This window comes from Citrobacter sp. RHBSTW-00671 (genome assembly GCF_014103415.1).
Classification (GTDB): Bacteria; Pseudomonadota; Gammaproteobacteria; order Enterobacterales; family Enterobacteriaceae; genus Citrobacter.
The window spans coordinates 2102476-2115437 of the sequence record NZ_JABXPR010000001.1; the positions used below are offsets into that span (position 1 = coordinate 2102476).

The 12962-nt window shown below is 51.6% G+C and carries 12 protein-coding genes and 1 tRNA gene; 7 read left to right on the top strand and 6 right to left on the bottom strand.

Annotated elements, in window-relative coordinates:
- Positions 1-13 precede the first annotated feature (13 nt).
- From HV261_RS09945 to HV261_RS09960, 4 genes are all read right to left on the bottom strand, one after another.
- Positions 14-235, bottom strand: coding sequence for a hypothetical protein (locus tag HV261_RS09945; protein WP_202038170.1), 222 nt, complete (start codon positions 233-235; stop codon positions 14-16).
- Positions 232-1410 (bottom strand): tyrosine-type recombinase/integrase, encoded by a 1179-nt coding sequence (locus tag HV261_RS09950; protein WP_202038171.1) that lies wholly within the window; start codon positions 1408-1410, stop codon positions 232-234. The genes HV261_RS09945 and HV261_RS09950 overlap by 4 nt, the downstream gene beginning before the upstream one ends.
- 163 nt (positions 1411-1573) lie before the next feature.
- Positions 1574-1648: transfer RNA gene (locus tag HV261_RS09955), tRNA-Arg, on the bottom strand.
- Positions 1649-1723: 75 nt separating this feature from the next.
- Positions 1724-2665: a formate/nitrite transporter family protein gene (locus tag HV261_RS09960; protein ID WP_202038172.1), complete on the bottom strand. Its 942-nt coding sequence runs from the start codon at positions 2663-2665 to the stop codon at positions 1724-1726.
- Positions 2666-2951: 286 nt separating this feature from the next.
- Here HV261_RS09960 and mlaA point away from each other — a divergent pair, with 286 nt between their 5' ends.
- On the top strand, positions 2952-3707 hold the full coding sequence (mlaA, locus tag HV261_RS09965) for a phospholipid-binding lipoprotein MlaA (protein WP_005129765.1): 756 nt from the start codon (positions 2952-2954) through the stop codon (positions 3705-3707).
- A 60-nt stretch (positions 3708-3767) separates the two neighbouring features.
- On the opposite strand, the gene fadL is transcribed toward mlaA, so the two are convergent.
- Positions 3768-5099 carry a long-chain fatty acid transporter FadL gene (fadL, locus tag HV261_RS09970; protein ID WP_005129763.1) on the bottom strand — a complete coding sequence of 444 codons (1332 nt, stop codon included), beginning with the start codon at positions 5097-5099 and terminating at the stop codon, positions 3768-3770.
- Positions 5100-5470: 371 nt separating this feature from the next.
- Here fadL and HV261_RS09975 point away from each other — a divergent pair, with 371 nt between their 5' ends.
- From HV261_RS09975 to sixA, 4 genes are all read left to right on the top strand, one after another.
- Complete coding sequence (locus tag HV261_RS09975; protein WP_137384194.1) at positions 5471-5755, top strand: YfcZ/YiiS family protein; 285 nt, start codon at positions 5471-5473, stop codon at positions 5753-5755.
- Positions 5756-5931: 176 nt separating this feature from the next.
- Positions 5932-7242: an acetyl-CoA C-acyltransferase FadI gene (fadI, locus tag HV261_RS09980; RefSeq protein WP_137384193.1), complete on the top strand. Its 1311-nt coding sequence runs from the start codon at positions 5932-5934 to the stop codon at positions 7240-7242.
- A complete protein-coding gene (gene fadJ, locus HV261_RS09985) occupies positions 7242-9389 on the top strand; it encodes a fatty acid oxidation complex subunit alpha FadJ (protein WP_202038173.1) in 2148 nt (715 codons plus the stop codon). Before fadI ends, fadJ begins: the two co-directional genes overlap by 1 nt.
- Before the next feature lie 208 nt (positions 9390-9597).
- Positions 9598-10083 (top strand): phosphohistidine phosphatase SixA, encoded by a 486-nt coding sequence (gene sixA / locus HV261_RS09990; protein ID WP_048211041.1) that lies wholly within the window; start codon positions 9598-9600, stop codon positions 10081-10083.
- 100 nt (positions 10084-10183) lie between these two features.
- On the opposite strand, the gene smrB is transcribed toward sixA, so the two are convergent.
- Positions 10184-10735, bottom strand: coding sequence for an endonuclease SmrB (gene smrB / locus HV261_RS09995; protein WP_006683613.1), 552 nt, complete (start codon positions 10733-10735; stop codon positions 10184-10186).
- Positions 10736-10901: 166 nt separating this feature from the next.
- Here smrB and prmB point away from each other — a divergent pair, with 166 nt between their 5' ends.
- Complete coding sequence (prmB, locus tag HV261_RS10000; protein WP_202038174.1) at positions 10902-11834, top strand: 50S ribosomal protein L3 N(5)-glutamine methyltransferase; 933 nt, start codon at positions 10902-10904, stop codon at positions 11832-11834.
- Between the two features lie 39 nt (positions 11835-11873).
- Positions 11874-12959: a chorismate synthase gene (gene aroC / locus HV261_RS10005; RefSeq protein ID WP_137384191.1), complete on the top strand. Its 1086-nt coding sequence runs from the start codon at positions 11874-11876 to the stop codon at positions 12957-12959.
- The last annotated feature ends 3 nt before the right edge of the window (positions 12960-12962 follow it).

Below are 12962 nucleotides of genomic sequence, written 5' to 3' on the forward strand. Positions count from 1 at the left end.
TAGGGCGGTTTATCTAAAATGGTAAATTTGATGATTGACCATTAGTTACGTTGATCCACTCACCAAGGTCATATTTTCTTGATGTCCTATAGCCTCCTGGCAGCAGATAGACGACATTTACCCACATACCGATACTTGAAATATAATCAACTGTCGCTGTCATATACCTGTCCCATTGGTAAAGCGTAACCTCATCGCCTGGGCTAATGTCTCTTGCTCGCTTTTGAAAGCTCATTCCCGGATATCCTTACGACTATCTATGTGATCCGCATACCACTGCATCATCTCTCGACGCCCTTCCAGATACTGCGCCCGGTTATACGTTCCGCGAATGGTGTTGCGGTCAACGTGGGCGAGTTGTAGCTCTATCCATGCGCTGTTAAATCCCTTCTCGTGAAGAATGGTGCTCATCATGTGCCTGAATCCATGCCCGGTGAGCTTTTCGCCGTAACCGCATCGATTAATAAGCTGGTTCATGGCCATATCAGACATGGGGCGGGTAACGTCATTTCTACCGGGGAACATCAGGCCATAATTACCACTGATGGCTTTAACGGAACGAAGCAGTTCTATAGCCTGTTCAGACAGCGGCACAAGGTGAGGGCGGCGAGCCTTCATACGTTCGGCGGGGATCTCCCATAGGGCGTTATCTAAATCAATCTCTTTCCATTCCCCCTTCCGTAGTTCTCCGGGGCGTAAGCCGGTAAGCATCAGCAGGCGAACGGCAAGGTTAACCATAATGTTCCCGGTCGTCGTTTCCAGTGCTGTGAGGAATGCAGGCAGCTCGGCGGTATCGAGGGAAGCATAATGCCCGCGCTGGAAGCGTTGCATAGCGGTAGCTAAATCGCGTGCCGGATTATATTTGGCTCTCCCGGTCACAATGGCGTAGGCGTACACCTCACCACAGCGGCGGCGTACTTTCGTGGCGAGTTCATTAGCGCCGCGATCCTCTATCTTGCGCAGCAGGTCTAACAGCTCCAGCGGCTGAATATCACCGATAGATCGACTACCTAATACTGGAAATACATTGCGTTCGAATAGGCGTTTTGTATCGTCAGCGTATACTTCCGACCATTGTTGTTGTCGGGTTGCCTGCCATTCAAGGCAAACGCCTTCGAATGAGTTGATAACCTTGCTGGCTTCCATCTTGTCCCGCCGCTCAGTTACCGGGCTGATCCCCTGAGCAACTTTGGCGCGAGCATTAGCAGCGCATATACGAGCCTGAGCGAGTGAGATCTCTGGATATGAACCTAAAGACAGCTTTTGTTTTTTTGCGTTGATGGAATAACGGTAGCGCCAGAGCTTTGCGCCAGACGGCTTGACGAGTATTACCAGCCCGCCGCCATCAGACATGACATATTCTTTGTCTTTGGGCTGCGCGTTTTTTATTTCGATATTTGTTAAGGGCATGTGTCCCTCCCGAAGTTCTAACAGCACGAGGGTACTTTAAAGGGACACTTTTAGTTGTGTTTATAGGTGCTATTCGCTGGAAATCATTAGATATGAAAAACGCTGCAAAGCCTTGTATAGTGCGGGTTTTCTGGGATTTATAAGAGGTTGGTAAAAGAGGTCATGGTGTCCCCTGCAGGAATCGAACCTGCAACTAGCCCTTAGGAGGGGCTCGTTATATCCATTTAACTAAGGGGACGAAGCGGCACGAGTATAGCGTTTTTTACTCTCAACGGTAAGTCTCAGGCTGCCTGACTGCTCAAACAGTCGCCATTCAGGTCTGTTTTTTCTGGTTTTTCTGCGGTTGTGCTTCCCGCTTTGCTTGCAGCCTGGCTTCTTCTTTGCGTTTATTACTCATATCGTTGCGGATCTGCGCGTGGCTCATCAGCGCAAAGATAAATGTCCCGCCGCAGATATTTCCGGCCAGTGTCGGTAAGGCAAAAGGCCAGAAAAAGTCGCCCCAGTGCAATGTTCCATTAAAGACCAGATAGAGAATTTCAACTGAACCCACGACGATATGTGTGGTATTGCCTAAGGCAATCAGCCAGGTCATCAGGACAATGACGACAATCTTTGCAGCTCCGGCGGCGGGAAACATCCAGACCATCGTGGCAATCAACCAGCCGGAGACAATGGCATTGGCAAACATCTCCGTCGGGCTATTTTTCATTACATCCATGCCTATTTTGACGAAGGCGTCGCGGGTCGCCTCATCAAAAATCGGCATGTATTCAAACGCCCATGCCGCAACCCCGGTGCCCAGAATATTACCCAGTAGTACTACGCTCCACAGACGCATCAACAGACCAAAATTGCCGAGGGTAGGGTTTTGCATAACGGGTAAGACGGCGGTGACGGTATTTTCCGTAAAGAGCTGTTGGCGGGCCATAATCACAATAATAAAGCCGAAGGTATAACCGAGATTCTCCAGCAAAAATCCGCCGGGAACACCCTCCAGTTGTACGTGAAAAATTCCCTTTGCCAGCAGTGAGGCTCCCATTGACAGTCCGGCTGCGATGGCTGACCACAATAGCGCCATCGCGTCGCGTTCCATCTCTTTTTCTCCGTCCTGGCGGATATGTTCGTGGATCGCCATTGCTCGTGAGGGGAGCCTGTCCTCATTGAGCTCTATCTTTTTTCCGCTCCGCTTTTCTTCGCTTTCCACCTGGAGCTCGTCGCTGTGGCGATCAATCTTCTCTTTTTCGATGTCATTCATACCAGGGTCCTGAATAAGCACGTATTGCTAAAGCGTAGCGGTTTTTATTTGAGGGCAGGCGGATAAAGTCTGAAATCGCAAAAATGGTAACGCATGCTTTTATTGGCTTCGTTAAAATGAACCATCACTGTGTCTGTATTACCAGGCTATGATCAAATCAGTAAGTTAGGGCATATAGACATCGATTGACGTGCTGTTACAATCGCTCACATCTAATCAGGCGGATACATCATCGTTCCGTCATGGATGGCAATCAGCGATAGCCATAATACACAGGGAGACACTTATGAAGCTTCGCCTGTCGGCGCTTGCGCTGGGAACCACACTTTTGGTGGGGTGTGCGAGCTCCGGTACTGAACAGCAGGGGCGTTCGGACCCATTTGAAGGGTTCAACCGTACCATGTACAACTTCAACTTTAATGTGTTGGATCCATACGTTGTTCGCCCGGTGGCTGTAGCCTGGCGTGATTATGTTCCGCAGCCGGCCCGTAATGGTTTGAGCAACTTTACTGGCAACCTTGAAGAACCGGCTGTCATGGTTAACTATTTCCTGCAAGGCGACCCCTATCAGGGGATGGTGCATTTTACCCGTTTCTTCCTCAACACCTTGTTAGGTATGGGCGGGTTTATTGATGTGGCGGGGATGGCGAATCCGAAGTTGCAGCGTGTTGAACCACACCGCTTCGGCAGCACATTAGGCCATTATGATGTCGGTTACGGTCCATATATGCAGCTTCCGTTCTACGGCAGTTTCACGCTGCGTGATGATGGCGGCGATATGGTGGATACGCTGTATCCGGTTCTGTCCTGGCTAACCTGGCCGTTGTCGATAGGTAAATGGACGGTTGAAGGAATTGAAACACGTGCGCAATTGCTCGATTCTGACGGTCTGCTGCGTCAATCTTCAGATCCTTACATCATGGTGCGTGAAGCTTACTTCCAGCGTCATGACTTTATTGCGAATGGCGGTAAACTCAAACCAGAAGAAAACCCGAACGCAAAAGATATTCAGGATGAGTTAAAAGAGATCGATTCTGAGTAAGGAATAGAGGCAAATAAAAAGGTGAGCTAAAAAGCTCACCTTTTTTACATCTGATGAAAATCAGAATGCGTAGTTCAGGTTCATACCATACAGCCAGGCTTTCCCTTCTGATTCGAAGGAGTACGGGCCTTCTTCGAATTTCACTTTCTGACCGTGCATATAAGAAATGCCGACATCCAATGAAGCATCTTTATTAAACGCATAGGTGGTACCCGCACTCAGCCAGAAGCGGTCCTGATCCGGAATAGAGATGGAACGGCGGTTAGCTGGAACTGGGCTATCATCGAAGGCGATACCGGTACGGAATGTCCAGGTATCATCGTAGTAGTAGGTAGTCCCCAGCGCGATACGGTAAGAATCTTTGAAACCTTCTTCTTTATAGAACAGAGTCTGGCCGTTGCTGCCTTTTGCTTTAAGCTCCTGGAACTGACTCCAGCTGGTATATGCCATGCTGTAGTGAACCGCCCACTGTGGCGCAACGCGGTTATAACCTGAGAACTCCCACATTTCTGGCAGATTCAGATCAAGCGAACCGTCGATTGTGTTGCCGTTAGTGCCAGCAGGCAGGCTAGCGAACACCGGGCGCAACTGCGCTGGAATACGGTCCATTGATGGCAGACTGCTGCGGTAATCACCGTCGAAGTCAACTTTTACTTCCGAACGGTAGGTGAAACCGTAACGGTTGTCTTTATCCACTTCATAAAGAATACCGGCGTTCCAGCCGAAGCCCCATTCGTCACCCTTCAGGCGCGCAATCTGGGTATCTGCCGGGTATTGTGCGGCCAGTGCGGGAGGAACCCGGCCACCAGAGCCTGCAACGATTTGCTGCGGCAGATCGCCTGCATAACGCTCAAGCTTCGCTTTGGCATAGACGGCGTTAAAACCGAGGCCGAAGCTAAAATGATTATTCAGACGGTAGGCGCCGCTCAGGTTTAAGTTGAGCGTTTCCAGATCGGTTTTTCCGCCCATCGAGCCGGCTGCGTAATTATTGTTAAACTCCGTTGCCAGACCATAGTTAGAGGTAACTGACGCCCCCCAACCAAATTGATCGTTAATCGGGGCAACAAAATGCACGTTCGGTATCCAGGCGGTTGGGGCGATATTGTCCTGGCTGGCGTCGTTACCAATACGTGAGCGTCCGGAAATATCGACATCCGGGTCAACGAAAATGGCACCCGCAGAGAAAGTAGGGCGATCAAACATCATGATCAGCGCGGGGTTACGACTGGCGTTACCCGCATCATCTGCAATAGCGCCTTCACCCGAATATGCCCGGCCAAGGCCAGAGGAAGAAAATTCGTTTAACTGAAAGCCTGCAGACCAGGCCTGTGTGGAGATAATTGCCACTGCGACTGCGAGAGCAGACTTTGTAAACAGGGTTTTCTGGCTCATGACCATAACCTCATAGATTTATTTTTATACAAACTATGTTACATGCCGTAACAGGAGCGCGAAGTGTAGGGTCTGAGGTACCACATAGAAATCAGACCAGTGGCGAGAGTATAGGTCGGACCAGCCAGAATGTTGCAAGTATGTTTATAAATATTTTCAATTCTGATCTAAGAAACGCGATCCAGCTGGCAAAATTGCGGGTACGCGCACTCACCTGTTTGGGCGATTTTTGTTTTAGATCATTTTTAAGTGTGATTTCTGTCACTTATCTCATTTCGCACAATTAACGACTGGAGAGGCGAATAATGGGAGCGTAAAATGTCCCTATCGTTTATCTGGCACCTCGGGTGCGAATACAGAGGAAATCTACAATGAGTAAATGCAGTGCTGATGAAACCCCGGTTTGCTGCTGTATGGATGTTGGCACCATCATGGACAACTCCGATTGCACCGCTTCCTACAGCCGCGTGTTCGCGAATCGCGCAGAGGCAGAAGAAACGCTGGCCGCTCTGACTGAGAAGGCACGTAGCGTGGAATCTGAACCTTGCAAAATCACCTCGACTTTCACTGAAGAGTCAGAGGGTGTGCGTCTGGATATCGATTTTGTTTTTGCCTGTGAAGCTGAAACGCTGATTTTCCAGCTGGGCCTGCGTTAATCCCTTCTGCTCATGCCCTTGCCACCTGGTGGCAAGGGCATTTTCGTAACAGTCAGTGACTATTCACTGTGTCATAGCTCTCACTTTCTTTTCTCCCCGCTTGGCTAAATGTAAAAAATTGGTTAAGACTGTGATCAGGTCAGACCACTTATTTTTATTTTTTACAGGGGAGTGTTATGAGTCAGGCTTTACCGCTGGTTACCCGCCAGGGCGACCGTATCGCCATCGTGAGCGGATTGCGTACGCCATTTGCCCGTCAGGCTACCGCGTTTCATGGCATTCCCGCCGTTGATTTGGGAAAAATGGTTGTTGGTGAATTGCTGGCCCGCAGCGAAATACCTGCTGATGTTATTGAACAGCTGGTTTTTGGCCAGGTGGTTCAAATGCCAGAAGCCCCCAACATTGCCCGGGAAATCGTTCTGGGAACCGGAATGAATGTGCATACCGATGCCTACAGCGTAAGCCGGGCCTGTGCTACCAGCTTTCAGGCCGTGGCGAATGTCGCTGAAAGCCTGATGGCCGGTACTATTCGTGCTGGGATTGCCGGCGGCGCAGACTCCTCTTCCGTTCTGCCTATTGGCGTCAGCAAAAAGCTGGCGCGAGTACTGGTGGATGTCAATAAAGCCCGCACAACCGGTCAACGCCTTAAACTCTTTTCCCGGCTACGCTTGCGCGACCTGATGCCTGTGCCACCGGCTGTTGCTGAATATTCCACCGGTTTACGCATGGGCGATACCGCCGAGCAAATGGCCAAAACCTATGGCATCACGCGTGAGCAGCAGGATGCGCTGGCGCACCGTTCTCATCAGCGCGCAGCGCAGGCATGGTCTGAAGGAAAACTAGCGGATGAGGTGATGACGACCTACGCGCCGCCGTTTAAAGATCCTTTTTCGGAAGATAACAATATTCGCGGCAACTCGACGATGGCGGATTACGCCAGGTTGCGTCCGGCATTTGACAGAAAACACGGTACCGTTACGGCGGCCAACAGCACGCCGTTAACAGATGGTGCTGCCGCCGTGATTTTGATGACGGAATCGCGTGCGAAAGAGTTAGGGCTGGTACCGCTGGGATATCTGCGTAGTTTTGCCTTTACCGCTATTGATGTCTGGCAGGACATGCTGTTGGGGCCTGCATGGTCGACACCACTTGCCCTGGAGCGCGCAGGGTTAACCATGGCGGATTTAACGCTCATTGATATGCATGAAGCCTTTGCCGCACAAACGCTGGCGAACCTCCAGTTGCTGGGCAGCGAGCGTTTTGCCCGCGAAGTGCTGGGGCGCTCCCATGCTACTGGCGAAGTCGACGACAGTAAATTTAACGTGCTGGGTGGCTCAATTGCCTATGGGCACCCATTCGCCGCAACCGGTGCACGAATGATCACCCAAACCCTCCATGAACTACGCCGTCGTGGCGGTGGGTTTGGTTTAGTCACCGCATGTGCGGCAGGTGGTTTGGGTGCGGCAATGGTTCTGGAGGCAGAATAATGGAAATGACATCGGCTTTTACGCTCAACGTGCGTCTGGATAACGTCGCCGTTGTCTCCATTGATGTGCCCGGAGAGAAAATGAATACCCTGAAAGCGGAGTTCGCTTCTCAGGTTCGGGCCATTCTGAAACAAATTCGCGACAATAAAGCGTTGCGTGGCGTCGTGTTCATTTCGGCGAAACCCGATAATTTTATCGCTGGTGCCGATATCAACATGATAGGTGATTGCCGCAGCGCACAGGAAGCTGAAACGCTGGCCCGTCAGGGGCAGCAGATCATGGCGGAAATTAATGCCTTGCCGATCCCGGTTGTCGCCGCGATTCATGGTGCCTGTCTGGGCGGTGGGCTGGAGATGGCGCTGGCCTGCCATAACCGTATCTGTACCGATGACGTTAAAACCGTGCTGGGTTTACCGGAAGTGCAGTTAGGCCTGCTTCCCGGTTCCGGGGGCACCCAGCGATTGCCCCGTCTTATTGGTGTCAGTACAGCGCTGGATATGATCCTGACAGGAAAACAGCTCCGGGCAAAACAGGCGCTAAAAGTGGGGTTGGTGGATGAAGTTGTACCACAGACCATTTTGCTGGAAGCCGCGGTTGAACTGGCTAAAAAAGACAGTTCGGCGCACCGGGTTCTGCCCGTACGTGAACGCGTGTTGGCGGGGCCGCTGGGACGTGCGCTGCTGTTTCGTATGGTCAGCAAAAAGACGGCGCAAAAAACGCTGGGCAACTACCCCGCAACGGACCGCATTCTTGAGGTGATCGAAACCGGTCTCGCGCAGGGCAGCAGCAGCGGCTATGAGGCGGAAGCTCGCGCGTTTGGCGAGCTGGCGATGACTTCGCAGTCTAAGGCGCTACGGAACATCTTTTTTGCCAATACCGATGTGAAAAAGGATCCCGGTAGTGAAGCGAAGCCCGGCCCGCTGAATAGCGTCGGTATTTTGGGCGGTGGCCTGATGGGCGGCGGTATTGCTTACGTCACTGCCTGTAAAGGTGGCTTGCCGGTGCGCATCAAAGATATTAATGCTAAAGGAATCAACCACGCGCTGAAGTACAGTTGGGATCAACTTGAAACGAAGGTTCGTCGCCGTCATATCAAAGCGGGTGAACGTGACAAACAGCTGGCGCTGATTTCGGGAACCACCGATTATCGCGGTTTTGCTCATCGCGATCTGATTATTGAAGCAGTATTCGAAGATCTGTCGTTAAAACAACAGATGGTGGCAGAAATTGAACAAAATTGCGCCCCTCATACTATTTTTGCGTCGAACACCTCATCTTTACCGATTGGCGATATTGCGGCTAATGCTGCCAGACCTGAGCAGGTAATTGGTCTGCACTTCTTTAGCCCGGTAGAAAAAATGCCACTGGTGGAAGTGATCCCGCATGCAACAACCTCTGAGCAGACGATTGCCACAACCGTTAAGTTAGCGAAAAAACAGGGCAAAACGCCGATTGTTGTCCAGGATAAGGCTGGCTTTTACGTTAACCGTATTTTAGCGCCTTACATCAACGAAGCGATTCGCATGCTGACCGAAGGCGAACGTGTCGACGCGATTGATGCCGCGCTGGTTAAGTTTGGTTTTCCGGTAGGGCCAATCCAACTTTTGGATGAGGTCGGAATTGATACGGGCACTAAAATTATACCAGTGCTTGAGGCCGCATATGGAGAACGTTTTAGCGCGCCTGCAAATGTTGTTGCTTCAATTTTGAATGACGATCGCAAAGGTAGAAAAAATGGTCGGGGTTTCTATCTTTATGGCGCGAAAGGGCGTAAAAGCAAAAAACAGGTCGACCCTGCAATTTATACGCTTATTGGCGTCCAGGGTCAGGGTCAACTCGCAGCCCCGCAAATTGCCGAGCGGTGTGTCATGTTAATGCTTAACGAAGCAGCACGCTGTTTTGGTGAGCAGGTCGTCCGCAGCGCACGTGATGGTGATATCGGCGCTGTATTTGGTATTGGTTTTCCGCCATTCCTCGGCGGCCCGTTCCGGTATATGGATTCTCTCGGTGCGGGTGAAGTGGTTGCGGTTCTGCAACGACTGTCCACGCAATATGGTTCACGGTTTACTCCGTGTGAACAGTTATTGCAGATGGCGGAACGTGGTGAAAGATTCTGGAATATCGGGGAAACTGACCTGAATTCATGAGGTCAAAGGTAGGATGAATCCGCACCGAATGTATGTGTCGCGCTCAAAATGTAAACAGAGATTGACTATACTTACGCCGTTGAGGTAAAAAACAGCGTTTCATTCGGTGAATGGATAAGGCACAATGCCGGCCACCACATAGTTACCACAGCCAATAGGGGCTTTGTGTAAACGTGTTGGTGATTCTGGTTAACAAAAGCGGTGCAATATGCAAGTTTTTATCATGCGTCACGGCGACGCGGCCCTCGATGCCGCCAGTGATTCGGTTCGTCCCTTAACCTCTTGTGGTTGTGACGAATCTCGCCTGATGGCGAACTGGCTGAAAGGTCAAAAAGTGGATATCGAACGTGTTCTGGTGAGCCCGTTCCTACGAGCCGAACAGACGCTGGATGTGGTGGGAGAGTGTATGAACCTGCCAGCCGGTGTGGATGTTTTGCCGGAGCTGACTCCCTGCGGCGATGTCGGTCTGGTCAGCGCCTATTTACAGGCTCTGGCCAATGAAGGTATCGCGACGGCGCTGGTGATTTCTCACTTACCGTTAGTGGGATATCTGGTGTCTGAGCTTTGCCCGGGTGAAACGCCGCCGATGTTTACCACATCTGCAATAGCCAGCGTAACGCTTGATGAGAGCGGAAAGGGCATTTTTAACTGGCAGATGAGCCCGTGTAATTTGAAAATGGCAAAAGCGATTTAATCGAACCCGTGCCATGTTTCATCCTCCGGATAAGGCAGAGCCGCCATCCGGAAAATAAAAGAGCCGCAAATGCGGCTCTTTCTGTTTCTGAATCGCAGGCTCAGGGGAGTTCAGGTGGCAACCACTCTTCCACTTCGATCAGTACCAGTAGTGCAGCATCGCCACCGTACTCTTTCGGTGCCTGATGGAAGGCCATCACATGCGGATGTTGTGCCAGCCACAGCGGCGTTTGCTGTTTCAGAATATGCTTCCCGTGACCATGCATCACGCAGGCGCAAAATACATGCTCACGACGACAGGCGGCAATCAGCGCGCCTAACTCTTGTTTGGCCTGTTGCTGGGTCAATCCGTGCAAATCGAGAAACAGCTCCGGAGAGTAATCGCCACGGCGCATTTTCTTCAGTTCGAAATGGCTGACGTCGGCACGCAGGTATCTTACCGGGCCGTCCGTATTCAGCAGCGGCTGAAACTCGTCAGAGAAATAGTGGCTGGCATCAGCCTGCTCCTGTAGCAGCCTTTTGACCGGAACCTCGGTGATTTTTTTACGTAGCGGTCGGTGAACAATAGTGTCCTGCTTAATTTTACGCGTGCCGGTCATCAGCTGGCGAAACAGCGTCTGATCCTCCTCGCTGAGCGATGTTTTCTTTTTCATTCGAGCGTCTCATCTTTTATTTTCCGTTAGTTTAACCCGACTCGACGGGCATCCGATCGCTTAAAACGCAATTTTCGCGCTCAGGCCCCGCGTGAATGCTGATTTATCGCCGTCTTCGTGGCAAACTAGCCGCCGAAATTAATACGAGCATGCCCTGGAGGAATACGTGGATAAAATTTTCGTCGATGAAGCAGTGAGTGAACTGCATACCATTCAGGACATGTTGCGTTGGGCGGTCAGCCGTTTTAGCGCAGCGAATATCTGGTATGGCCATGGTACGGATAACCCGTGGGATGAGGCCGTACAGCTGGTGCTGCCGTCACTTTATTTGCCGCTGGATATCCCAGAAGATATGCGTGCCGCACGTCTGACCTCCAGCGAGCGTCATCGTATTGTTGAACGTGTGATTCGCCGCGTCAACGAGCGCATTCCGGTTGCTTATCTGACCAACAAGGCCTGGTTCTGCGGGCATGAGTTCTATGTTGATGAACGCGTGCTGGTTCCGCGTTCACCGATTGGCGAGCTTATCAATAACCGCTTTGCGGGTCTTATCAACGAGCAGCCGCAGCATATCCTCGATATGTGCACCGGCAGCGGTTGTATTGCTATCGCCTGCGCGTATGCCTTCCCGGAAGCTGAAGTGGATGCGGTTGATATTTCGACGGATGCGCTGGCGGTTACCGAACACAATATTGAAGAGCACGGTCTGATTCATCACGTCACGCCGATCCGTTCCGACCTGTTCCGCGATCTGGTGAAAATCCAGTATGACCTGATTGTCACTAACCCGCCGTATGTTGATGCGGAAGACATGTCAGACCTGCCGAACGAATACCGCCATGAGCCTGAACTGGGTCTGGCATCCGGTAGTGATGGACTGAAGCTGACTCGCCGCATTTTGGGCAATGCTCCGGACTACCTGTCTGATAACGGTATTCTGATTTGTGAAGTCGGAAACAGCATGGTACATCTGATAGAGCAATACCCTGATGTGCCGTTTACCTGGCTGGAATTCGACAACGGTGGAGACGGTGTATTCATGCTGACCAAAGAGCAGTTAGTTGCCGCTCGTGAGCACTTCAGCATTTACAAAGACTAACTACACGCGCAGATACACAACACGCATAACGGAGCCGTGATGGCAGGAAATACAATTGGGCAACTCTTTCGCGTAACGACCTTCGGTGAATCACACGGGCTGGCGCTCGGTTGTATCGTTGATGGTGTTCCGCCGGGCATTCCTCTGACAGAAGCCGACCTGCAGCACGATCTCGACAGGCGTCGTCCGGGCACGTCGCGCTACACTACCCAGCGTCGGGAACCAGATCAAGTGAAGATCCTCTCCGGCGTATTCGAAGGCGTCACCACGGGTACGAGTATTGGTCTGCTGATCGAAAATACCGATCAGCGTTCTCAGGATTATGGCGCCATCAAGGATGTTTTCCGTCCTGGACACGCCGACTATACCTACGAGCAGAAATACGGCCTGCGTGATTATCGTGGCGGTGGACGTTCATCCGCTCGTGAAACGGCAATGCGCGTAGCGGCGGGAGCAATCGCCAAGAAATATCTGGCGGAAAAATTCGGCGTTAAAATCCGTGGCTGTCTGACTCAAATGGGCGATGTTCCGCTGGAGATTAAAGACTGGTCTCAGGTCGAATTGAATCCCTTCTTTTGCCCGGACCCGGATAAAATCGACGCGCTGGACGAACTAATGCGTGGGCTGAAGAAAGAGGGTGACTCCATTGGGGCAAAAGTCACCGTTGTCGCTGACGGAGTGCCGGCAGGTCTCGGCGAACCGGTATTCGATCGCCTGGATGCCGACATCGCCCATGCGCTAATGAGCATTAACGCCGTTAAGGGCGTAGAGATTGGCGACGGATTTGACGTTGTTGCGCTGCGCGGCAGCCAGAACCGTGATGAGATCACCAAAGACGGTTTCCAGAGCAATCATGCGGGTGGCATTTTGGGCGGGATCAGCAGCGGGCAACAAATCATTGCTCATATGGCGCTGAAACCGACGTCCAGCATCACTGTACCTGGGCGTACTATCAACCGCTTTGGTGAAGAAGTTGAAATGGTAACCAAAGGACGTCACGATCCGTGCGTTGGGATCCGCGCCGTACCGATCGCCGAGGCGATGCTGGCTATTGTGTTGATGGATCACCTGTTGCGCCAGCGGGCGCAAAATGCGGATGTGAAGACTGACATTCCACGCTGGTAAGAA